Source organism: Lysinibacillus sp. EB106-09-02-XG168, from assembly GCF_058791475.1.
On sequence record NZ_JBYTDN010000003.1, the window covers coordinates 1,136,212 to 1,158,671 of the forward strand.

Consider the following 22,460-nt stretch of genomic DNA (forward strand, 5'->3'; position numbering starts at 1 on the left):
ACAAATGAAAGTTCGCGATATAGGGGTATTAGGTGCGGTTATTTTAATCGTTGCAATGCTCATCATCCCTCTTCCTCCGTGGATGTTAAGTTTCTTAATCGTCATTAATATTACATTAGGATTAATCGTACTTTTAACAGCAATGAGTATGAAGGAAGCGCTAGACTTTTCGATTTTTCCTTCAGTTATTTTATTGTTAACTTTGTTCCGACTCGGACTGAGTGTTTCTACAACACGTGCCATTTTAGCAAAAGGTGATGCTGGTTCTGTTGTAGAAACGTTTGGGGATTTTGTAGTCGGCGGGAATGTACTAGTTGGTTTAGTTGTATTTTTAATTCTTGTGTTAATTCAGTTTATCGTTATTACAAAAGGAGCGGAGCGTGTAGCAGAAGTAGCAGCACGTTTCACACTTGATGCGATGCCAGGTAAACAAATGAGTATTGATGCTGACTTAAATGCAGGAGTTATTTCTGAGCGGGAAGCACGTGAACGACGCGAGAAAGTAGCGGGTGAAGCGGACTTCTACGGAGCGATGGATGGTGCCACAAAATTCGTAAAAGGGGATGCCATTGCCTCAATGGTCATGGTTATTATCAACTTATTATTTGGTATCATCATCGGTGTTGTGCAGATGGGGCTTCCATTTGCAGAAGCAGCAAACCATTTTTCTAAGTTAACAGTGGGAGACGGTATTGTCTCCCAAATTCCTGCGCTACTGATTTCTACAGCGACAGGGATTGTCGTAACACGTGCATCTTCTAAAGGAAGTCTGGGTGAAGATATTACAGGGCAGCTTTTTGCTCAAGCGAAACTGCTTTATGTAGCAGGTGGTACAATTGTTTTACTTGGATTATTTACGCCAATACCTAATTTAATTACACTTCCAATTGGTATTTCACTAATTGCTGGTGCTTATATGATGGATCATAAGAAACCAGAAGATGAAGAAGAATTACTTGAAATTGAGGAAGAAGTGGCAACAGACGGCATGAAGAGCCCTGAAAACGTTGTGAATTTATTAAATGTGGACCCAATTGAGTTTGAATTTGGCTATGGATTAATACCGTTAGTAGATGCTGCTCAAGGCGGAGATTTATTAGATCGAGTTATTATGATACGTCGACAGTTAGCCTTAGAATTAGGGATTGTCATTCCAGTTGTGCGTATTCGCGATAATATTCAATTACAACCAAATGAATATCGAATCAAAATAAAGGGTAATGAAATGGCACGTGGTGAACTTCTGCTTGATCATTATTTAGCAATGAGTCCAGGAGATGATGATTCTATCGAAGGAATTGACACGGTTGAACCGTCATTTGGCCTACCTGCAAAATGGATTACGGAGCAAGTGAAAGAGGATGCCGAAATGTTTGGCTACACAGTTGTTGACCCACCGAGTGTTGTGTCGACTCACTTAACGGAAATGATTCGTGCAAATGCTTATGAATTACTCGGTCGTCAAGAGACGAAGCAGTTAATCGATCATTTACGAGAAACGCATCCAATTTTAGTTGAAGAGTTAACACCTGCTCCATTATCGACTGGAGAAATTCAAAAAGTACTAGGTAAACTTCTACGAGAAAATGTTTCAGTGCGAAACTTACCAATTATTTTTGAGACGCTAGCAGACTATGCAAAGTTAACGAGTGATACCGATATATTAACTGAGTATGTACGTCAAGCATTGGCACGTCAAATTACTTCTCAATACGTAGGGGACAGCTCATCATTAAAAGTTATTACTGTTTCCGGTAAAGTAGAGAAATTAATTGCTGATAGTATTCAACAAACGGATCATGGAAATTATTTAGCGATGGATCCACAAGATTCTCAAACGATTTTAGAGACCATTGCTGCAGAAGTAGAACGCGTTTCCTTTATGGAACAATCTGCTATTATTTTATGCTCTCCAGCAGTTCGTATGTATTTACGTCAACTTACGGAGCGCTATTTCCCGCAAATTCCAGTTCTATCTTACAACGAACTTGATGCTACGGTTGAAATTCAAAGTGTTGGGGTGGTGAATGTTGAATGAAAATGAAAAAATATTATGCATCCTCCATACCAGAAGCGATGAAGCTTGTGCGTGCTGAATTAGGTGAGGACGCTGTCATTTTGAACTCAAAAGTAGTCGTTACAAAAAAGTTTTTTGGAATCATTAAAAAGAAGAGCTTTGAGGTTGTTGCAGGTATCGATTCAATGGAGCCAAGTAATATGGCTCCAGCACCTGTAGCTTTACCTACATCAACAACTAAACAGGAAAATGCAAGGTTACAAGAGATTACGAACGCTGTTCAAGCTAAAATACACCAAGTACAGCCACAGAATGATGCGCCCTTACATGGGGAAACCAGCATTTCTGAAGATTTGAGGAAGGAAATTGCAGATTTAAAATCTTTAATGCATTCGATGCATAAGAAGACTATTCAAGATCAATATCCAGATGAACTCTTATCCTTCATTGAATACTTAAGACAGCAAGAGCTAAGTGAGGAGCTCATCACAACGATTGGTGATGAGCTTTTTACGCATGTCAAAGAAGCGTCAGACATCAATTTTTCTCAATGTAAGATGATTACGAAAAGCTTATTACGCAAAGAGTTAGAGGATCTACCAATTGGAGGTATATCCTATGAAAAAAAATATATTAATGTGTTAGGACCAACAGGTGTCGGCAAGACTACGACAATTGCTAAAATGGCTGCTAGAGCAGTTTTAGAAAAAAAGAAAAAAGTAGGATTTATCACGACAGATACTTACCGTATTGCCGCAATTGAGCAATTAAAAACGTATGCTGGACTATTACAGGCTCCTGTCGAAATTGCCTATAATGCAACAGATTTTGAACAAGCAATTCACCGATTGGCCCATTTAGATATAGTGTTTATAGATACAGCAGGTCGCAATTATAAAGAAGTAAAATATGTAGACGATTTACAGCGTCTTATAAAATTTGATGATCAAGCAGAGTCCTTCTTAGTACTTGCAATGACAACAAAAGAAAAGGACATGTCAAACATTATCGAGCAATTTAAGCAATTACCAGTTGAAAAATTTATTTTTACAAAGATTGATGAAACAAATTCTATTGGCACAATGATTAATTTAATGATTAAATATAATAAGGGACTTGCTTACTATACGAATGGTCAAGAAGTACCAGAAGATATTGAAGAAGCTGATCTAGAAGCAGTACTAAATTTATTTTTTCAAGGTGAAGAAAAATGAGAGACCAAGCTGAAACATTACGCTTGAAAATGTTGAAACAGCAGGGTGAATTAGGTAGGGCAATTGCGGTTGTAAGCGGCAAAGGTGGGGTTGGTAAAAGTAACTTCACAACGAATTTTGCCATTACATTGGCCAATAAAGGGAAAAAAGTCGTCATCGTTGATATGGATATTGGTATGGGCAATATCAATATTTTAATTGGAAAAAATGTTTCTTATAGTTTAAAAGATTACTTGGAAGGAAATGAGTCACTAGATGATGTAATATTTGAAGGTCCTTACAATTTGAGGTATATTTCAGGTGGGTCTGGTATGTCGGGCGTCTTAGAATGGTCAGAGGCAATGTTTGAAAGACTCGTTCACGCATTTGAACAGCTTCAACAAAGCTTTGATTACATTTTGTTCGATATGGGTGCAGGAGCAACTAATTGGTCATTAGATTTATTAACTTCTATAGATGAAATTATTGTTTTATCTACGGCAGAGCCAACATCTATAACAGACGCTTATTCAATGATGAAATATATTCATATGCGAGATGCGGACAAGCAATTTTATGTACTCTGTAACCGAGCCTATAGTAAAGAAGAAGGGCTGGAAACCAATGAGCGACTAAAGCGTACGATGAAACGGTTTTTGGACAAAGAGGTTACGATACTAGGCTCATTACCTGAAGATTCTGCCGTGCGTAAGGCTGTGCGTGAGCAGGTGCCTTTTTCACTAGCCTATCCAGACGCACTTATTACAAAGACACTTCAACTTATAGTGGCGCGTTTTATGGAACACCGTGAGGAAGAAGTTCATGCACATGATCAGTCAGCAGGTAAATTTTTAACAAAATTAAGAAATATTTTTTCGAAAGGACGTGATTAATTGGACTTTTTACATAAAAGCAAGCTATTAGTTGTTGATGATTCTGCTTTTATGCGAAAGCTAATTAGTGACTTTTTTGTTGGCAACTCGAAGGTTGAAGTAGTTGGAACAGCACGAAATGGGAAAGATGCGGTAAAAAAGATTCAAACATTGCAGCCAACAGTTGTGACGATGGATATTGAGATGCCTGAAATGAATGGGCTTGATGCTTTAAAAGAAATTATGACTGTATGTCCAGTACCTGTTGTTATGCTCTCTAGTACAACTCAACGAGGAGCAGAAAATGCCTTATCGGCAATTGAATTTGGGGCAGTAGATTTTGTCGCAAAGCCGAGCGGAACAATTTCTCTTGATTTACATAAAATCCAAACTGAACTTGTCCACAAGGTTGAACAAGCATCATTGGTACCTATTTCGAAATTAAAGAAACCTTCTAGTACTAAAAGACAACAAGAACAGCCATTACAAGCGAGTATCATTAGAAGAAATTCACTTAGTGAAGACAGGGCGACTCCTTCTGACAATGTTTTTCCGACAAGGGCAGAACTATCAAAGCCACATGTAGAATGGAGTAAAGTAGGTCGAAAAATTGTACTGATAGGTACCTCCACAGGCGGGCCTAGAGCTTTACAAGAAGTAATTACAAAAATCCCAAAGTCAATTCAAGCTCCTATTTTAATTGTCCAGCATATGCCGGCAGGATTTACAAAATCTCTTGCTAATCGTCTGGACCAATTGAGTGAGATTACCGTGAAAGAAGCTGAGCAAGGTGATATTCTGCAAAATGGAGTAGCGTATATTGCCCCTGGTGGGTATCATTTAAAACTTAGAAAAATAGGTACCTCCTTTGGTATAGTCCTTGATAATAATGAACCACCTAGATCTGGACATCGACCTTCAGTAGATGTGATGTTTGAAGATGTGAGCCAATTTAAAGATTTTGATAAAGTGGCTGTTATTATGACGGGTATGGGCCATGATGGATCTGACGGACTAAAAACACTAAAAAGTACTGGAAATGTGATGGCAATCGCTGAGTCAGCAGAAACTTGCATTGTGTATGGTATGCCGAAAGCGGCAGTGGAAACGCAGCTTGTCGATGAAGTAGCAGATGTAGATGATATTGCACAAACAATAATGAAATATTTGCCTTAAAGGGGTGTCCTCTTATGGAAGTCAATCAATATTTAGAGATGTTTATTGAAGAAAGTAAAGACCATTTACAAGCATGTAGTGAACATTTATTAGAACTAGAAAAAAATCCAGATGATTTGGCAATTGTCGGAGAAATTTTCCGCTCTGCGCATACGTTAAAAGGTATGTCTGCAACAATGGGCTTTGAAGATTTAGCGGATTTAACTCATAAAATGGAAAATGTGTTGGATGCGATCCGAAACGAAAAAATCCATGTATCTCCTGAAATTTTAGATGTTGTTTTTGAGTCTGTAGACCATCTAGAAGAAATGGTGATGGATATTGCAAATGGCGGAGATGGAAAACGTGATGTATCTTCAACTGTTGCACAATTAAAGCGTATTGAATTAGGTGAAGAAGCGATTCCTGAAGTGGTAGGAACAACTGAGACACCAACTCCAGCTGTAACAAGTACATTAGAGTATGACGGCTTTGAGCAAACAGTTATTTCACAATCTGCTGAGCAAGGTTTCAATGCATTTGAAATTTCAGTGAAATTACGTGAGGACTGTCTTTTAAAAGCAGCACGAGTATTTATGGTGTTTGAGATTTTAGAAAAAGATGGAGAAGTTATTAAATCAAGTCCATCTGTAGAAAAGCTTGAAGACGAACAGTTCGATCAACAATTTTACGTAGCTTTTGTAACAAAAGAATCCGCTGAGGATATGCAGAAGAAGATTATGAAAGTTTCAGAAGTTGATGAAGTGATTGTCGCTGCTATTGATCCAAAACAACATAGTGAAAAAGAACAAGCCATTCAAGAAGTAGCAGCAACAGCAACGGTAGAAGTAGAGGCTACACCTGCTAAGGTTCCTGAAAAAAATAGTGCAGCACCTAAACCTGCAACAGCAGCGGCTCCTGCTAAGGCTGATAAAAGCCATGCGCCTGTTGGTAATAAAACAATTCGTGTGAATATCGATCGACTTGATATATTAATGAATCTATTTGAAGAGCTTGTTATCGATCGAGGACGACTACAGTCTATTGCAACTGAGGTTAATCATGGAGAGTTAAATGAAACAGTAGAGCGCATGAGTCGTGTCATGGGTGACTTACAAACGATTATTTTAACGATGCGTATGGTTCCGGTTGAAACAGTATTCAATCGCTTCCCGAAAATGATTCGTCAGTTATCACGTGATCTAAACAAGAAAATTAACCTCGAAATTATTGGTGCTGAAACAGAGCTAGATCGTACAGTAATCGATGAAATTGGGGATCCACTTGTCCATTTAATTCGTAACTCTGTTGACCACGGTATCGAAAATCCTACGACTCGTCTTGCAAAAGGTAAACCAGAAGAAGGAACAGTTGTATTGCGTGCTTATCATAGTGGTAACTATGTCTTCATTGAAATTGAAGATGATGGAGCAGGGATTAACCGTGAAAAAGTACTAGCGAAAGCCATTTCTAAAGGTATCGTTACACAAGAACAATCTTATTCGATGTCAGATAAGCAAATTAATGAGCTTATTTTGGCTTCAGGGTTTTCAACAGCAGATGTTATTTCTGACGTATCTGGTCGAGGTGTTGGGTTGGATGTTGTTAAAACAACAATCGAATCATTGGGTGGAAATATTTCGATTGAATCTACACAAGATGTAGGCTCAATATTCTCGATTCAATTACCACTGACATTATCAATTATTTCTGTCATGTTAGTAGAAATCGAAAAAGAAATTTATGCAATTCCACTTTCATCAATTATTGAAACTTCAATTATCCGTTCATCAGAAATTATGAATGCACATAATCAAAAAGTAATTGATTTCCGTGGCAAAGTAGTACCACTAGTATTTTTAGAAGAAATCTTTGAGGTACCTCGCAAAGAACCACAGGGTGATGAATTCCATTCAGTGGTCATCGTTCGAAAAGGTGAGAAACTTGCTGGTTTAGTTGTGGATTCATTCATTGGCCAACAAGAAATTGTGCTGAAATCATTAGGAAATTACTTAACGAATATCTTTGCAATTTCAGGTGCAACAATTTTAGGTAACGGGAAAGTTGCCTTAATCGTGGATTGTAACGCACTTATTAAATAAGATGGATGAATAAGAGAGGTGTAAACAATGACAAACGCAGTGGAACAAGAAAGTATTAAAGTAATTGTTTTTCAACTAGCAGATAAAGAATATGCGATTCCAGTGTCACATGTACAAGGGATTGAAAAACTAATGCATATTACCCGTGTACCGAAAACGGAAAAATACGTAAAAGGTGTTATTAACCTACGCGGTGTCGTAACGCCAATTGTTGATTTACGTGAACGATTTGAATTACCGATCTCTGAGCATGAAGAAACAACACGCATCATCATTATTTCATTAGAAGATATGGAAGTAGGTTTCGTTGTTGACTCTGCAAATGATGTGTTAGACATCCCTGCTGACTCAATTGAACCGCAGCCCGAAGTAGTAGGTTCACTGGAAGAAGAGTTTATTTCAGGAGTAGCCAAAATAGATAAACGATTATTAATTTTATTGCATTTAGAGAAAGTATTAAATCCACTAAAGTAGGGATCGATAATGACATATAATCAAAAGATTACATCACTACATTTAGACGTATTAAAGGAAATTGGTAATATAGGTGCTGCGCATGCTGCGACAGCACTTTCCAATTTGCTTGGTAAAAAAATTGATATGCGAGTACCAAAGGTTGAAATGGTGTCATTTAATGACATGATGGAGCTTGCAGGAGGATCCGAAAATGTCGTAGTAGGAATCTATTTACGCATTGAAGGTGATGCCGAAGGTAGTATGTTCTTTATCCTGCCAATTGAACAAGCAAATCGTTTTATCCGTCGTCTCATATTTGATGAATCATTCGACTTTAAAAAACGACCTGTTTCAGAGTTAGGGTTATCAGCTATGCAGGAAATGGGTAATATTTTATCCGGCTCTTATTTATCGGCATTGTCTGACTTTACGAATTTAAAAATTTATCCGACTGTGCCAGGACTAAGTGTTGACATGTTTGGTGCCATTATTAGCATTGGCTTGATTGAATTATCACACGTTAGCGATAATGTTATCGTCATAAACACATCCATTTTTGAAGACGGTGTAGAAGATCAGGAAACAGTAAGAGGTCATTTCTTCTTATTACCAGATCCAGACTCATTTGATGCTATTTTTAAAGCATTAGGAGTTTCATAGATGATGCTAAACAGTAGTGATGGCCAAGTTATAAAAGTTGGAATTGCACAAATGGATGTAGTGAAGTTACCGAATACGATAAGAACGTCAGGTCTTGGGTCTTGTGTAGGAGTCATTTTGTATGATGAATCAAAAAAAATTGCTGGTTTAATACATGTGATGTTGCCAGATTCGAGTTTAGGTAGACAAGAGTCAATAAATGTGGCTAAATTTGCTGACACAGGCATTGCGGCAATGATTGACTTATTAAAGTTAGAAGGCGTTCAAAAATTCAAGCTAAAGGCAAAAATTGCGGGTGGCGCGCAAATGTTTCAATTCACTTCAGATAAAGACTCTATGCGCATCGGCCCACGTAATGTAGAAGCTGTAAAGCATGAGCTGAAGCGTCATGGAATTCGTTTAGTTGCCGAAGACACAGGCGGCAACAGTGGTAGAACAATTGAATTTAATCCTGCGACTTCGACATTACATATTCGAACGGTTAACCAAGGAGTGAGCGAAATATAATGTTCGGTTCTATTTTTTATAACCTATGGGGCGCATTAATTGCCTTTTCTATATATTTTTTTAGTACATTTCTAAAACCCTATACACCACTACGTATTATCGTAGGGTCATTTGTGGCGGGAATAATTATGTTTTTCGTCATGTATATTGTCAGAATTTTAATTGCTTACGTTTTATTCACACCTGAGAGCGATGAAGAACTCGTTGAAGGTGAGCATGAAGAAAGCGGATCTGAGAATCCAGAGGAAGAAAATCAAGAAACATCGACGGCTAATTCAACCGTGGAGTTTCAAGATGAAAACTCGGAAGAGATTGCTCAGGCTGTACGAACGATGATGAATCGTGAAGCGGATCAACAATTAAATAATGCTTAAAAAGGGAGTCGCAAGTAGCGGCTCTTTTTAGTTATCTTAATTCTTTTGCAAATTCTTATTTTATAGCTTAGGTTGTTTTAATGGGTTTTGACGATATCCGAACTAACATATACTGACACAAAAATGTAAAGAATCTGTGATAGGGTACGAGAAACAAATGAAATTATAGTCGATTCTTGTTATAATATAGGGAAGAATTAGATGGTTTTTTATGTTAAGGTCTAATAACTAGTAACGCTTTGTTGCTTATGCCGAGGCATAATGGATTTTCTTTCAACAAATGTTTACGTAGCGAAAGTGAAACGGCAGCTACAAATGTTTTTTGTATTGATATAAGACAGTGGTAAACAGGCGCATAAATGCGTTTTTCTTAGAGAGGTGGATTACATGACACAACCAATTCTGAACGATGAACAAAAGCTGTGGAACCGCTGGATAAATGAACGTGATCCAGATGCAGGTGATTTGCTTATAAAAAAATATATTTCGCTAGTATCTTATCATGTACAACGCATTGGGGCGAGCTTACCAAAGAGTGTATCGCGAGACGATTTAATGAGCTTAGGTATGGTAGGTCTGTTTGATGCGTTGAATAAATTTGATATTAATAGAGACTTGAAATTTGATACATATGCTTCATTTAGAGTAAGAGGAGCCATTATTGATGGTTTACGAAAAGAAGATTGGTTGCCACGATCAGCGCGTGAAAAGGCGAAAAAGTTAGATGTACAGATTGAGCAGTTAGAACAAAAATATATGCGTCATGTAACACCTGAGGAACTCGCGGAACATATGGCATTACCTGTTGAGGAAGTTTATCAAACTGTACAGGAGCATTTCTTTTCAAATGTTCTTTCCATTAATGAGCAGCAAGATCAAGAGGAGACTGATGGAAAGTCATTTGTTATTCGTGATGATACGACGAAGACACCTGAGCAAGCTGTCGTTAAGTCAGAACTGCTTGGGGATTTAGCGGAAAATATCCAAAAGCTCAATGATAAGGAGCAGCTAGTGCTTAGTTTATTTTATACAGAGGAATTAACATTAACAGAAATTGGAGAAATGCTTGAATTATCTACATCACGCATTTCACAAATCCACTCTAAGGCGCTATTAAAGCTACGGAAATTATTAACCAATGAAATGATTAATGCATAATAATCCTTATATACATATCGTTGAAGGAGGGGTCTTATGAGTTTAAAAGGTGTCGAACTACAAATAGCTATTCCCAAAACATTTGAAGCAGGAAAAATGGCTGATCAGGCACAACAACAAACTTTGGCTCAGCAAGCACATGCAAATGAAGCGTTAAAAAAAGAAGTAGAACGCAAGCAAAAAGTTGTGAATACTTCAGAGGGTATGGATGGGATTAGTGAAGATGAAGAAGCAGGTGGCGAGTATATAAAAGGTACTCGAAAAAAGAAAAATAAGGATAACGAGAAGCGAGAAAAGCAAGCGCAGCATCCGTTTAAAGGAAATTTCGTGGATTTTAGTGGATAGGAGTTTACTATGACAATCATACTAATTGCGGTTCTATTTATTTTACAGCTACTTTCATTTTATTTCCTTATCATACTAAATACGAAGCTAGCAAAATTTAAGGACTTAGAAAAAAAACAGGAGCGCTTAATGCGTGAAATGGATGACACCATCAGTGTCTATTTAGCTGAGATGAAAGATGAAAATGATCGCCTTATTCAAGAGCTGCAAAGAGTTTCAGAGTCTGAAACTCAAACGAATGCTGTGGAAAAGGAAGAACAGATTGTGAGACAACACGAGAAGGAACAACCATCTTCTCTGACAAAGGAAGAAAGCACAGTAGACGGTTCTATTAGTCTAGATCAGGAACCGCGCATTTATGTGCCCAAAAATATCGTAGCCAATGCTTATTCTCGTCAGCAGCAAAGTGGAGCTGAAGCTAAGGTGGTACATTCGGCCCAACAACCAAGTGAGGCAACTGAAAAGGAAGAAGCTAAGCCATTAACATTGGAACAACAAGCTATTAAATTAGCGAAACAAGGTAAAACATCAGAAGAAATTGCAAAACAGCTTCAAAAAGGAAAAACCGAAATTGAGCTTTTATTGAAATTTCATCACTAAAACAGTTGCGAATAGGGTAAAGCTATGATATAGTTGCAAATGGTGTTATTAATACACACGCATTTTGATGTAGTAAGTGGTGCTCTAAGCTTAGGGTAGCTTGTTGCAAGTGATAAATGCGGAGGATAAAAACCAAACATACTAGGAGGAAATACACATGTCAGTAATTTCTATGAAACAATTACTTGAAGCTGGTGTACATTTCGGTCACCAAACTCGTCGTTGGAACCCAAAAATGAAGAAATATATCTTCGTTGAGCGTAACGGGATCTACATCATCGACTTACAAAAAACTGTTAAAAAATTAGAGGAAGCTTATGACTTCATGCGTCAAGTTGGTCAAGACGGTGGTAAAGTTCTTTTCGTTGGTACGAAAAAACAAGCACAAGAAGCGATCAAAGATGAAGCTGAACGTTCAGGCAACTACTACATCAACCAACGTTGGTTAGGTGGTACTCTTACAAACTTCGGTACTATTCAAAAACGTGTTGCACGTATGAAAGCAATCGAAAAAATGGAAGAAGAAGGAACTTTCGAAGTTCTACCTAAAAAAGAAGTAATCCAACTTAAAAAAGAACACGAACGTCTAATCAAATTCTTAGGCGGTATCCGTGATATGCACGATCTTCCAGACGTAATGTTCGTGGTTGACCCACGCAAAGAACGCATTGCTGTTGCAGAAGCTCGTAAATTAAACATCCCTCTAGTAGGTATTGTTGATACAAACTGTGATCCAGATGAAATCGACTACGTAATCCCTGCTAATGATGATGCTATTCGCGCTGTTAAACTTTTAACTGCTAAAATGGCTGACGCTTTAATCGAGTCAAAACAAGGTGAAGAAGAAGCTCCAGCTGTAGAAGCTGCTGCTGAGTAATTCACGTTTAGAAAAAGGTGATAAGTGGCTCAGGACCCTTATCACCTTTTTTAGAACCTATCACTAAAATTTGTATAACCAATTTGAGGAGGAAACACTAAATGGCAAACATTACTGCACAATTAGTAAAAGAATTACGCGAAAAAACTGGCGCTGGAATGATGGATTGTAAAAAAGCGTTAGTACAAACTGATGGCGATTTAGATGCTGCAATCGATTTCCTACGTGAAAAAGGTCTTTCTTCAGCTGCTAAAAAAGCTGACCGTATCGCTGCGGAAGGTACAACTTATATTTTAGAAAATGGTAACGAAGCAATCATCCTTGAAGTAAACGCTGAAACTGACTTCGTTTCTAAAAATGATAAATTCCAAGTATTAGTTGCTTCTTTAGCTGAGCAATTACTTGCTGCTAAACCTGCAACAGCTGAAGCTGCATTAGAGCTTGCAAATGCTGAAGGTGTGAAAATTGCTGACCAAATTTCATCTGCAGTTGCAACAATCGGTGAAAAAATTACTCTTCGTCGTTTCGAAGTGAAAACAAAAACTGATGCAGATGCATTCGGTTCTTATTTACACATGGGCGGTCGTATCGGTGTATTAGTTTCTTTAGAAGGTTCTACAGATGCTGCTGCTGCAAAAGATGTTGCTATGCATATCGCAGCTATTAACCCTACTTACGTTTCTCGCGATGAAGTTTCTGCTGAAGAAGTTGAACGTGAGCGTAAAGTATTAACTGAACAAGCTCTTAACGAAGGTAAACCAGAAAACATCGTAGCAAAAATGGTTGAAGGTCGTCTTGGTAAATACTTCGAAGATGTTTGCTTACTTGACCAAACATTCGTTAAAAACTCAGATCAAAAAGTACGTGATTTCGTTGCTTCAACTGGCGGTTCAGTAAACGGCTTCGTACGTTATGCTGTTGGTGAAGGTATCGAAAAACGTGAAGACAACTTCGCTGAAGAAGTAATGAGCCAAGTTAAAGGTAACTAATTTAGCTTGCATTTGATCCTAATCAAATAATATCTAGATTTTCTAGACAAAAAATGGGGAACACAATAGCGTGTTCCCTATTTTTCCGAAATTAGCGAAAAAAAGATATAATTGGCTCATCGCCAAAAGTTGCGGATAACATTTGTTAAATCGTATGCTATGTATAAGTTGGAACGGAAATCAACCAACTTTATGGCAATGAGCCACATAATTTTCTATTTTGCCTTATTCATAACTAGAAATTATTGTTATTTATACTATAATGGAAAAGGGAATAGAGATGTTTTAAATAAAGTCTGACGGAGGTTTACAATGAGTGTGCCACAATATAAACGAGTAGTTATTAAATTAAGTGGTGAAGCGTTAGCTGGAGAAGCGGGCTTCGGTTTATCACCAAAAATAATCAAGGCTGTTGCAGAAGAAGTAAAAGAAGTAGTAGATCTTGATGTAGAAGTTGCTGTTGTTGTAGGTGGCGGTAATATATGGCGTGGAAAAATCGGTAGCGAAATGGGAATGGATCGTGCTGCAGCTGACTATATGGGTATGCTAGCAACGGTTATGAACTCTTTAGCGTTACAAGATGCACTGGAGAAATTAGGAATTGAAACACGTGTACAATCTTCAATTGTAATGACACAAGTAGCAGAGCCATACATTCGCCGTAAAGCAGTTCGTCATCTAGAGAAGAAACGTGTAGTAATTTTTGCAGCAGGTACAGGTAACCCATTCTTCTCTACGGATACTACAGCTGCATTAAGAGCTGCTGAAATCGACGCAGATGCGATTTTAATGGCGAAAAATAATGTAGATGGTGTTTATTCTGCAGATCCGAAAGTAGATGCAACTGCCGTTAAATATGATACACTCACATACTTAGACGTTATTCAACAGGGCTTACAAGTAATGGATTCAACAGCTTCTACTCTATGTATGGATAACGATATTCCGTTAATTGTCTTCTCAATTACGGAACCAGGTAATATTAAACGTGCCGTACAAGGCGAGAAAATTGGAACAGTTGTTAGGAGGAACGCATAATGGCTAAACAAGTATTAGAACAAGCTAAAGAAAAAATGAACAAAACAATTGCCGCTTTTTCACGTGAACTAGCTTCAATCCGTGCAGGCCGTGCAAATGCTTCACTATTAGATCGCATTACGGTTGATTATTATGGTGCACCAACACCGATTAATCAGCTTGGAGGTGTTTCGGTGCCAGAAGCGCGCTTATTAGTTATTACACCTTACGATAAAACAATCTTAGGTGAAATCGAAAAAGCAATCATGAAATCAGATATTGGTATTACACCAACAAATGATGGATCTGTTATTCGTTTAATGATCCCGGCTTTAACAGAAGAGCGTCGTAAAGATCTTGTGAAGCAAGTGAAAAAAGAAGCAGAGGATGCAAAAATCGCTGTACGTAATGTTCGTCGCGATGCTAATGATGATCTGAAAAAACTTGAAAAAGCTGGCGAAATCACAGAAGATGGTCTACGTGGCTACGGTGAAGATATTCAAAAATTAACGGATGATTTCATTGTTAAAGTAGATCAAGTAACGAAAGAAAAAGAAAAAGAAATTTTAGAAGTGTAAGCATAATTTGCTTTGCACATCTATGATGGAACTTTTTGATGAGATGAAGGCGTCCTATACATATCAGGACGTCTTTTCTCTTTACTTTTAAATGATTATGTAAAAGATTTAGTAAAGTCTTATACATTAAACTTTAATTGTTTTTAGGGAAATACCTTTCATCTGTTTTTTCTTTCTTTTAAGATTAAGAAGAACTGTTTTTTACGTGAAGAGAAAAACATTATTGAGGAATGAACGAGATAAGGGAAATACCTCTTAATAATCATACTTGAGTGGGCGTGGAAAAAGTTTTCTAACCTTTCTTTATAAAAGAATCATCAACCAAAAGTTGGGGATGACATTTTGTTAAAACGTATGTCATGAGGATAAGTTGATCTTCGTTACGACTGGGCGACTCCTTGGGGATTAGCGATAGAGGAACGGAGGCTAAAAGCATCACATCCTGTGATAACGCCTCCGTGACCAACATCGGTGCTGCTGCCGCTTCGTTAGCACTACGCTTTCGCGCAAAAAACATCTGTTGGCCCGAGACCCTAGAGCGAGTGAAGCGGCTCATCGGACTCCCGGTCGGAACGGAAATCAACCCCACGTTATGGTGATAAGCCTAAGATGTGTGTAGTTCTAAAATAAGATAGTTCATACATAGTCAATTTAGAGGGGAAAAAAAGACAAAAAGCGCTTTTATTTGTTATGATAGGTTAGTATACGTCCGATTAGTTGTAGTGGGGGAGTTAGCATGTTTAAAAAGCTATTAGGTAAACAAATAAATATGGATTCACAATCATTGGAGGAACGTGTTGCCCTTGCTAAAAACGAGCCGATTCCTGCCCATGTAGCGATTATTATGGACGGAAATGGACGTTGGGCGAAGAAACGTGCCATGCCACGTGTTGCTGGGCACCACGAAGGTATGAAGACAGTCCGAAAGGTAACTAGATTTGCATCCGATTTAGGTATTAAAGTTTTAACGGTATATGCGTTCTCTACAGAAAATTGGAAGCGACCAAAACCTGAGGTCGATTTTCTAATGCGTTTACCTGTAGAATTTTTAGGTTCCTTTTTACCTGAAATGATGGAGCGTAATGTACGTGTTGAAATGATAGGGGATCCATCTTTATTACCTGCACATACGCAAAAAGCGTTGTATGAGGCGATGGAGGAAACGAAACATAATACAGGATTAATATTAAATTTTGCTCTGAATTATGGAAGTCGTTCCGAAATGGTTAGCGCCATGAGAACAATGCTTCAAAAGGTGCAGGATGGTCAATTAACGATGCAAGAAATAACAGAAGAATGTTTGACATCTCATTTAATGACGGCTCATCTGCCAGAGCCAGATTTATTAATTCGAACAAGTGGTGAAGTACGCTTAAGCAACTTTATGTTATGGCAGCTCGCCTATACCGAATTTTGGTTTACAAATACATTGTGGCCAGATTTTAGCGAGGAAAACTTACTGGAAGCGGTGGAAAACTATCAGAAACGTAATCGCCGTTACGGTGGGTTGAAGGGAGAAGGAACAACTTGAAACAACGAATTATCACAGCAATAATTGCAGCAGCGCTATTTATTCCATTTGTTATTTATGGAAAAGTGCCATTTACAATTCTTGTGCTTGCAATGGCTGTTGTCGGCTTTTATGAAATACTAAAAATGAAAGGTATTTCACTTTTTTCAGTGCCTGGTTTTTTAGGGCTACTAACATTAATACTACTTGTTATACCTAAGGGCTGGTCAAGTAAAGTAGTAGAAGCAATTGGCTATTCCTCTGATTTAATGGTTGTGTATGGTTTAATGATGCTATTGCTCATTTACGTTGTCCTTGTGAAAAATAAAATTACATTCGATGAAGTTGCATTTATTTTATTAGGTGCGTTGTATGTCGGATTAGGTTTCCATTACTTAATTGAAACACGAAACTATGGTCTAGAGTTTGTCGTATATTGTTTACTAGTAGTTTGGACAACTGACTCAGGTGCATATTTTGTTGGAAGAAAATTAGGTAAAAATAAGCTTTGGCCTGAAATTTCACCGAAGAAAACTGTGGAAGGTTTTGTAGGTGGCATTGTCATTGCTGTAATCTTTGCTGTCGCGATGCAAGCAATTTATCCATTTGCAAATGGTTATGTCTCACTTATTTTCATCACAATCATTGCGTCAATTATTGGGCAAATGGGCGATTTAGTGGAATCTGCTATAAAGCGACATTTTGACGTAAAGGATTCAGGAAATATTTTACCTGGGCATGGCGGTATTTTAGACCGCTTTGATAGTCTGCTATTCGTCGTGCCTTTACTACATTTATTACATCTTTTTTGGTAACTAAAAACAATAGGTGCTCATCGGACGCCTTTAAAAAGCGCCCAGTCGGAACCGAGATTAACTCTACGATCTGATGATGAGCCATAATAATAGCATTTTCCTCTAAACGGAGTGGTAATAATCGTGCTATATCATTTGCTGAGATAGAAAAAGGGGACAATTTGTCGTGAAAAAAATTAGTTTACTTGGTGCAACTGGTTCAATCGGTTGGCAAACCTATGATATTTTAAAAGAACAACGCGATGCCTTTCATTTAGTAGCGTTTTCTTCAGGAAAAAATATCGAAAAAACGCGTGAAATGATTGAAACTTTAAAGCCAGAGCTTGTATCTGTTCAATTAGAAGAAGATGCAGTTATGCTCGCTAAAGAATATCCACAAGTACAGTTTACGTTTGGTGCAAAAGGGCTTGTTGAGGTTGCTACACATCCTGATTCAACGGTGCTTGTAAACGCGGTTCTTGGAAGCGTTGGACTAGAATCGACATTAGCTGCTATTCGCATGGGCAAAACAATTGCCATTGCTAATAAAGAAACGCTTGTAACCGCTGGACATTTAGTAATGGCAGAGGCCAAGAAATATAATGCAACAATTTTACCAGTAGATAGTGAGCATTCTGCGATTTTCCAATCGATGAATGGTGAGAATCCGAAAAATATTGAACGATTAATTATTACAGCTTCTGGTGGTAGCTTCCGTGACAAAACACGCGAGGAATTGAAGCATGTTACGGTTGCAGATGCATTAAACCACCCGAATTGGTCAATGGGTGCAAAAATTACGATTGATTCAGCTACAATGATGAATAAAGGACTAGAAGTTATTGAAGCACATGTCTTATTTGATATGCCCTATGAAAAAATAGATGTACTTTTGCATAGAGAAAGTATTATTCACTCCTTAGTTGAGTATCATGATACTAGTGTCATTGCACAGCTAGGTACGCCGGACATGCGTGTACCTATCCAATATGCATTAAGCTATCCAGATCGTATGCCACTGCATAACGGACAACGACTTAATTTAGCACAAATTGGTCAACTTCATTTTAAAGAAATGGATTTTGAACGTTATCCAGCATTACGTCTAGCATATGAGGCTGGGCGCACAGGCGGTACAATTTTAACAGCGATGAACGCAGCGAATGAAGCGGCAGTTGCGGCATTTTTACAAGGGAAAATAACATTCCTTGAAATTGATGAAACGATTGAGCGTGTAATGCAAGAACATAACAATATAGTAGTTCCAGATTTGCAAACGATTTTGCATGTAGACAGTGAAACAAGAAAAACAGTGTTAAACATGGTAAAATAAAGAGAGAAGATATGTTAACTATTCGCTTTTAAAGGTGGGGTATTATGCAAACAGCTATTGCATTTATTTTAATATTTGGCCTACTTGTATTCTTTCATGAATTTGGTCACTTCTTGTTTGCGAAACGAGCAGGCATTATGGTTCGAGAATTTGCAATCGGTATGGGACCAAAAATTTATGGGAAAACACACGGTGAAACAATCTATACAATACGTTTATTGCCAATTGGTGGTTACGTTCGTATGGCTGGTGAGGACATGGATGGTACCGAACTACAGCCGGGTTACCGAGTAGGGCTTATTGTAGATGAAGATAATGTTGTAAAGAAAATAATCTTTAATCAAAATAATAAGCAACTACCAGATTTATTATTTTTAGAAGTTGAGCGTGCCGATTTAGAAAAAGAATTGTTTGTAGAAGGCTATGATGAAGAAGAAAAATTAGTTCGTTATAATGTTGCAAGAGATTGTATGCTCGTAGAAAACGGTAAAGAAACGTTAATCGCACCATATGATCGTCAATTTAACGCTAAAACAGTCGGTCAACGTGCTATGACAATCTTTGCTGGTCCGTTATTTAACTTTATATTAGCTTTTGTTATTTATTTGCTAATTGGATTAATTAATGGTGTGCCTACGTATGAGCCAATCATAACAGAAGTTGTGGAAAATGATCCAGCTGCACAGGCAGGCATGCTTGCAGGTGATAAAGTAGTTGACATTGGCGGACAAGCAGTTGAAAAATGGCAAGATTTAGCTGCCATTGTACAAGATCATCCAGGCGAAAATGTTAATGTTACAGTTGAACGAAATGGTCAGCGAGTTAACTTAAATATGACGGTTAAAGAAGTAGAACAAAATGGCGAAAAATACGGTCAAATAGGGGTTAAGTATGAGAGCCCACGTGAATTTAATCCGTTAAAGGCTGTTGTTTATGGCGCTCAAGAAACGTATACTATGACTGCTCGAATATTTGAATTGCTTGGTATGTTAATTACCGGTAAATTCACGATAGATGCGTTATCAGGTCCAGTAGGCATTTATAAAGCGACAGAGCAGGTAGCTCAATATGGATTCATCAATTTAATGAATTGGGCTGCGATGTTAAGTATTAACCTTGGAATTATGAATTTATTACCGCTTCCAGCACTTGACGGTGGTCGTCTATTGTTCTTCGGCTTCGAAGCAGTAAGAGGCAAACCAATTGATCGTCAAAAAGAGGGTCTTGTGCATTTTGTAGGTATCGTACTATTAATGATTTTAATGGTCGTAGTTACATGGAATGATATCCAAAGATTTTTCTTTTAACTTATTTCAGCAGATGCCAAATATCTGCTGAAATAGAGGAACTCAGTCTAAGAACGCCACGTCCTGTGGCAACGACTGAGTGACCAACATCACGTTGGCCCAAAGCCTCCGGCGGATTTCGGTCGCAATTATGCTGGCATAATTGATCTAAATAAATGAAGTTAAGTTAAGTTTTTCAAAAAAACATATTTTGTAGAAGCCTAGGCGACTGTGCAATTACGCCAAGGTGAAAAGTGATTGAAAACATAGCTTTGAGCGCATTTTTTTTGAAACATTGCGTTCAAAGCTAAATTTGTTTATGCTAATTAGAGTATAAAACTTATTTATTAAAAAAGGTGGAACACTGAATGAAGCAAAGTAAAACATTTATCCCAACGCTACGTGAAGTACCTGCTGATGCAGAGGTAAAATCACATAAGCAATTACTGCGTGCAGGGTTTATTCGTCAAAATACAAGTGGGGTATACTCGTATTTACCGCTTGCAAAACGTGTGTTAACAAAAATAGAAAATATTGTTCGTGAAGAGATGGAAGCAATCAATTCAATTGAACTTTTAATGCCTTCATTACAATCTGCAGAACTATGGCAGGAGTCAGGTCGCTGGGAAAAATATGGTCCAGAATTAATGCGTTTAAAGGATCGTCATAACCGTGATTTCGCATTAGGGCCAACTCATGAAGAAGTGATTACAACTTTAGTACGTGATGAAATTAAATCATATAAAAAATTACCGTTAACGCTTTATCAAATTCAAACTAAATTCCGTGATGAAAAGCGTCCTCGCTTTGGTTTACTACGAGGCAGAGAGTTTATTATGAAAGATGCGTATTCTTTCCATGCATCACGTGAAAGTTTAGATGAAACATATGATGATATGTATCGTGCCTATTCAAATATTTTCTCTCGTCTTGGTTTAAACTATCGTGCAGTTATTGCAGATGCAGGCTCAATTGGTGGGAAAGGTACACATGAATTTATGGTGCTTTCTGAAATAGGGGAAGATACAATTGCATATTCTGATACATCTGACTATGCTGCGAACATTGAAATGGCAGAAGTTCTTGTAGACTATCAACCATCAGATACAGCATTAAAAGACCTTGAAAAAGTGGCAACACCAGATCAAAAAACGATCGAAGAAGTATCAGCTTTCTTAAATGTTGACTCTTCAAATGTCATCAAGTCATTAGTATTTGACGTAGATGGCGAATTAGTTGTTGTTCTTGCTCGTGGAGATCACGAAATTAATGATATTAAACTGAAAAATGCACTTGATGCTGGTTCTGTTGAACTTGCTAGTGAAGAGGCAATCCGCAATTTATTAAGCTGTGGAGTTGGTTCAATCGGTCCTGTTAAATTACCAGTAGACGTAAAAGTTGTAGCAGACAATGCAATTAAATCGATTCGTAACGGTGTAGCCGGTGCAAATGAGGATGGGTTCCATTTAGTAAATGTAAATCCAGAGCGTGATTTTGCAGTGAATGAATACTTAGATATTCGTTTTATTCAAGAGGGTGATCCATCTCCAGATGGACAAGGTATTATCAAATTTGCAGAAGGTATCGAGGTTGGTCATATTTTCAAATTAGGAACAACTTACTCTGAAAAAATGAATGGTACATTCTTAGACGAGCAAGGTAAGGCACAGCCATTTATTATGGGATGCTATGGTATAGGAGTATCACGTATTTTAGCTGCTGTGGCAGAGCATTTCCAAGATGAAAATGGTTTTGTTTGGCCAACACAATTAGCTCCTTATGATATTCACGTTGTACCTGTTAATACAAAAGATGAATCACAAGTTGCATTAGCTGATGAGCTATACGGTTTATTGAAATCATACCGTTATGATGTGCTATTAGATGACCGTGCAGAGCGTGCAGGGGTTAAATTCGCAGATGCTGACTTAATTGGCTTACCTGTCCGTGTAACAGTAGGTAAAAAAGCAACTGAAGGTATTGTTGAGGTTAAATTCCGTCAAACAGGTGAAACGTTCGAATGGAAAAAAGAAGAGGTCATCGATCGCTTAAATGAATTTTTCCGCAAACATTAACTCCTTTCAGCGAAAATCTATCACAACTATGTTAGTGAGATGAATGCGGGTTTAAGCTACTTTTCAGTGGATATCCCAACGCTCGCTGAATTGAGGAACTCAGTCTAAGAGCGCCACGTCCTGTGGCAACGACTGTGTGACCAACATCGTGCTGTTGCTGACGCTTCGCTTTCGCACAGGAAAAACCCTTTGCTGACGATGCGTTAGCACTACGCTTTCGCGCAAAAAACATCTGTTGGACCAAAGCCTCCGGATGTCACGGAATAGGTAATGAGTTCTTAGGGGATGTCAGCCTAAAATCATCGCATGCGTGTGATAAAGGCTAACTGACCTGCATCGGTAAAAACTCCACGTTCTGTAGCATTACCGAAATGACCGACATCGTGTCGTCCCTCACGCAGGCCTAAGCACAAAGCCGATTCCTGACGCAATTACGCCGAGGCATAATTGATTTTTAAGAAGGACCTCTGTCCCAAAGGTATTAAATAGATAAAAAATTCGCGCCACTTCTCGGGGACAGCGAGCCAAGCATGAATTCATAGATGTTTAGGATTTGTGAGGC

21 protein-coding genes are annotated in these 22,460 nt (G+C 38.0%); all 21 read left to right on the plus strand.

Annotated features, from left to right (window positions below; all coding sequences use genetic code 11):
* Window positions 1-4 precede the first annotated feature (4 nt).
* The 21 genes from flhA (at window position 5) to AC3WSO_RS06370 (ending at window position 21,898) form a co-directional block, all read left to right on the plus strand.
* A complete protein-coding gene (gene flhA, locus AC3WSO_RS06270; RefSeq protein WP_492529614.1) occupies window positions 5-2,038 on the plus strand; it encodes a flagellar biosynthesis protein FlhA in 2,034 nt (677 codons plus the stop codon).
* Complete coding sequence (gene flhF / locus AC3WSO_RS06275) at window positions 2,035-3,231, plus strand: flagellar biosynthesis GTPase FlhF (RefSeq protein WP_492529616.1); 1,197 nt, start codon at window positions 2,035-2,037, stop codon at window positions 3,229-3,231. The genes flhA and flhF overlap by 4 nt, the downstream gene beginning before the upstream one ends.
* Window positions 3,228-4,103 carry a MinD/ParA family protein gene (locus AC3WSO_RS06280; protein ID WP_492529618.1) on the plus strand — a complete coding sequence of 292 codons (876 nt, stop codon included), beginning with the start codon at window positions 3,228-3,230 and terminating at the stop codon, window positions 4,101-4,103. The genes flhF and AC3WSO_RS06280 overlap by 4 nt, the downstream gene beginning before the upstream one ends.
* Window positions 4,104-5,258, plus strand: coding sequence for a protein-glutamate methylesterase/protein-glutamine glutaminase (locus AC3WSO_RS06285; protein ID WP_492529620.1), 1,155 nt, complete (start codon window positions 4,104-4,106; stop codon window positions 5,256-5,258).
* Between the two features lie 14 nt (window positions 5,259-5,272).
* Window positions 5,273-7,339: a chemotaxis protein CheW gene (locus AC3WSO_RS06290; protein WP_492529622.1), complete on the plus strand. Its 2,067-nt coding sequence runs from the start codon at window positions 5,273-5,275 to the stop codon at window positions 7,337-7,339.
* A gap of 27 nt (window positions 7,340-7,366) precedes the next feature.
* Window positions 7,367-7,813, plus strand: coding sequence for a chemotaxis protein CheW (locus tag AC3WSO_RS06295; protein ID WP_079560480.1), 447 nt, complete (start codon window positions 7,367-7,369; stop codon window positions 7,811-7,813).
* Between the two features lie 9 nt (window positions 7,814-7,822).
* Entirely contained in the window at window positions 7,823-8,455 is a 633-nt protein-coding gene (locus tag AC3WSO_RS06300; RefSeq protein WP_132357421.1) for a chemotaxis protein CheC, read from the plus strand.
* A gap of 3 nt (window positions 8,456-8,458) precedes the next feature.
* Window positions 8,459-8,962 carry a chemotaxis protein CheD gene (locus AC3WSO_RS06305; protein WP_079560865.1) on the plus strand — a complete coding sequence of 168 codons (504 nt, stop codon included), beginning with the start codon at window positions 8,459-8,461 and terminating at the stop codon, window positions 8,960-8,962.
* Window positions 8,962-9,336: a hypothetical protein gene (locus AC3WSO_RS06310; RefSeq protein WP_492529624.1), complete on the plus strand. Its 375-nt coding sequence runs from the start codon at window positions 8,962-8,964 to the stop codon at window positions 9,334-9,336. Before AC3WSO_RS06305 ends, AC3WSO_RS06310 begins: the two co-directional genes overlap by 1 nt.
* Before the next feature lie 387 nt (window positions 9,337-9,723).
* Entirely contained in the window at window positions 9,724-10,494 is a 771-nt protein-coding gene (locus AC3WSO_RS06315; protein WP_492529626.1) for a FliA/WhiG family RNA polymerase sigma factor, read from the plus strand.
* Window positions 10,495-10,530: 36 nt separating this feature from the next.
* Entirely contained in the window at window positions 10,531-10,839 is a 309-nt protein-coding gene (locus tag AC3WSO_RS06320) for an RNA polymerase subunit sigma (protein ID WP_492529628.1), read from the plus strand.
* Window positions 10,840-10,848: 9 nt separating this feature from the next.
* On the plus strand, window positions 10,849-11,439 hold the full coding sequence (locus tag AC3WSO_RS06325) for a hypothetical protein (RefSeq protein WP_492529630.1): 591 nt from the start codon (window positions 10,849-10,851) through the stop codon (window positions 11,437-11,439).
* 157 nt (window positions 11,440-11,596) lie between these two features.
* Window positions 11,597-12,316, plus strand: coding sequence for a 30S ribosomal protein S2 (rpsB, locus tag AC3WSO_RS06330; protein WP_132357415.1), 720 nt, complete (start codon window positions 11,597-11,599; stop codon window positions 12,314-12,316).
* A 101-nt stretch (window positions 12,317-12,417) separates the two neighbouring features.
* Complete coding sequence (gene tsf, locus AC3WSO_RS06335; protein ID WP_492529632.1) at window positions 12,418-13,305, plus strand: translation elongation factor Ts; 888 nt, start codon at window positions 12,418-12,420, stop codon at window positions 13,303-13,305.
* 312 nt (window positions 13,306-13,617) lie between these two features.
* The gene (gene pyrH / locus AC3WSO_RS06340; RefSeq protein WP_249073104.1) at window positions 13,618-14,343 is read left to right on the plus strand and encodes a UMP kinase; all 726 of its coding nucleotides are present in this window, start codon (window positions 13,618-13,620) and stop codon (window positions 14,341-14,343) included.
* Window positions 14,343-14,900, plus strand: coding sequence for a ribosome recycling factor (gene frr, locus AC3WSO_RS06345; protein ID WP_492529634.1), 558 nt, complete (start codon window positions 14,343-14,345; stop codon window positions 14,898-14,900). The genes pyrH and frr overlap by 1 nt, the downstream gene beginning before the upstream one ends.
* Before the next feature lie 736 nt (window positions 14,901-15,636).
* Window positions 15,637-16,431 carry an undecaprenyl pyrophosphate synthase gene (gene uppS / locus AC3WSO_RS06350; RefSeq protein ID WP_079560490.1) on the plus strand — a complete coding sequence of 265 codons (795 nt, stop codon included), beginning with the start codon at window positions 15,637-15,639 and terminating at the stop codon, window positions 16,429-16,431.
* Window positions 16,428-17,225 (plus strand): phosphatidate cytidylyltransferase, encoded by a 798-nt coding sequence (locus tag AC3WSO_RS06355; RefSeq protein ID WP_492529636.1) that lies wholly within the window; start codon window positions 16,428-16,430, stop codon window positions 17,223-17,225. The genes uppS and AC3WSO_RS06355 overlap by 4 nt, the downstream gene beginning before the upstream one ends.
* Before the next feature lie 166 nt (window positions 17,226-17,391).
* The gene (gene dxr, locus AC3WSO_RS06360; protein WP_492529638.1) at window positions 17,392-18,537 is read left to right on the plus strand and encodes a 1-deoxy-D-xylulose-5-phosphate reductoisomerase; all 1,146 of its coding nucleotides are present in this window, start codon (window positions 17,392-17,394) and stop codon (window positions 18,535-18,537) included.
* A gap of 44 nt (window positions 18,538-18,581) precedes the next feature.
* On the plus strand, window positions 18,582-19,844 hold the full coding sequence (gene rseP / locus AC3WSO_RS06365; protein WP_492529640.1) for an RIP metalloprotease RseP: 1,263 nt from the start codon (window positions 18,582-18,584) through the stop codon (window positions 19,842-19,844).
* Window positions 19,845-20,191: 347 nt separating this feature from the next.
* Window positions 20,192-21,898 (plus strand): proline--tRNA ligase, encoded by a 1,707-nt coding sequence (locus AC3WSO_RS06370; RefSeq protein ID WP_492529642.1) that lies wholly within the window; start codon window positions 20,192-20,194, stop codon window positions 21,896-21,898.
* Window positions 21,899-22,460: the final 562 nt, after the last annotated feature.

Coding starts and splice junctions, on each gene's coding strand:
- flhA (WP_492529614.1), top strand. CDS start 5: ATGAAAGTTCGCGATATAGGGGTATTAGGTGCGGTTATTTTAATCGTT.
- AC3WSO_RS06290 (WP_492529622.1), top strand. CDS start 5,273: ATGGAAGTCAATCAATATTTAGAGATGTTTATTGAAGAAAGTAAAGAC.
- uppS (WP_079560490.1), top strand. CDS start 15,637: ATGTTTAAAAAGCTATTAGGTAAACAAATAAATATGGATTCACAATCA.
- AC3WSO_RS06370 (WP_492529642.1), top strand. CDS start 20,192: ATGAAGCAAAGTAAAACATTTATCCCAACGCTACGTGAAGTACCTGCT.
- frr (WP_492529634.1), top strand. CDS start 14,343: ATGGCTAAACAAGTATTAGAACAAGCTAAAGAAAAAATGAACAAAACA.
- rpsB (WP_132357415.1), top strand. CDS start 11,597: ATGTCAGTAATTTCTATGAAACAATTACTTGAAGCTGGTGTACATTTC.
- flhF (WP_492529616.1), top strand. CDS start 2,035: ATGAAAATGAAAAAATATTATGCATCCTCCATACCAGAAGCGATGAAG.
- AC3WSO_RS06280 (WP_492529618.1), top strand. CDS start 3,228: ATGAGAGACCAAGCTGAAACATTACGCTTGAAAATGTTGAAACAGCAG.
- AC3WSO_RS06320 (WP_492529628.1), top strand. CDS start 10,531: ATGAGTTTAAAAGGTGTCGAACTACAAATAGCTATTCCCAAAACATTT.
- AC3WSO_RS06310 (WP_492529624.1), top strand. CDS start 8,962: ATGTTCGGTTCTATTTTTTATAACCTATGGGGCGCATTAATTGCCTTT.
- pyrH (WP_249073104.1), top strand. CDS start 13,618: ATGAGTGTGCCACAATATAAACGAGTAGTTATTAAATTAAGTGGTGAA.
- AC3WSO_RS06295 (WP_079560480.1), top strand. CDS start 7,367: ATGACAAACGCAGTGGAACAAGAAAGTATTAAAGTAATTGTTTTTCAA.
- AC3WSO_RS06300 (WP_132357421.1), top strand. CDS start 7,823: ATGACATATAATCAAAAGATTACATCACTACATTTAGACGTATTAAAG.
- AC3WSO_RS06315 (WP_492529626.1), top strand. CDS start 9,724: ATGACACAACCAATTCTGAACGATGAACAAAAGCTGTGGAACCGCTGG.
- rseP (WP_492529640.1), top strand. CDS start 18,582: ATGCAAACAGCTATTGCATTTATTTTAATATTTGGCCTACTTGTATTC.
- AC3WSO_RS06305 (WP_079560865.1), top strand. CDS start 8,459: ATGCTAAACAGTAGTGATGGCCAAGTTATAAAAGTTGGAATTGCACAA.
- AC3WSO_RS06325 (WP_492529630.1), top strand. CDS start 10,849: ATGACAATCATACTAATTGCGGTTCTATTTATTTTACAGCTACTTTCA.
- tsf (WP_492529632.1), top strand. CDS start 12,418: ATGGCAAACATTACTGCACAATTAGTAAAAGAATTACGCGAAAAAACT.